This window comes from Aeromonas sp. sif0611, assembly GCF_019218845.1.
Taxonomy (GTDB): Bacteria; Pseudomonadota; Gammaproteobacteria; order Enterobacterales; family Aeromonadaceae; genus Aeromonas; species Aeromonas media.
Genome location: NZ_JAHUWU010000048.1, coordinates 1 through 287 on the forward strand (window position 1 = coordinate 1; position 287 = coordinate 287).

Sequence of the window (287 nt, forward strand, 5' to 3'; positions counted from 1 at the left end):
TTTTGCCTGGCGGCCATAGCGCCGTGGAACCACCTGATCCCATGCCGAACTCAGAAGTGAAACGCGGTAGCGCCGATGGTAGTGTGGCATTCGCCATGCGAGAGTAGGACACTGCCAGGCACCCAATTAAACGGTGATGTGAAAACACATAACCGGCTGCGAGGATGACACCTCAATGAAGCGGCAGACAATTTAGCAAAAAGCTAACCAGACAGCGGAGCGGTAGTTCAGTCGGTTAGAATACCGGCCTGTCACGCCGGGGGTCGCGGGTTCGAGTCCCGTCCGCT

General features: G+C 56.8%; 1 rRNA gene. It reads left to right on the forward strand.

Annotated features, from left to right (window positions below):
* Positions 1-5 precede the first annotated feature (5 nt).
* A 5S ribosomal RNA gene (rrf, locus tag KW824_RS20710) occupies positions 6-120 on the forward strand.
* The last annotated feature ends 167 nt before the right edge of the window (positions 121-287 follow it).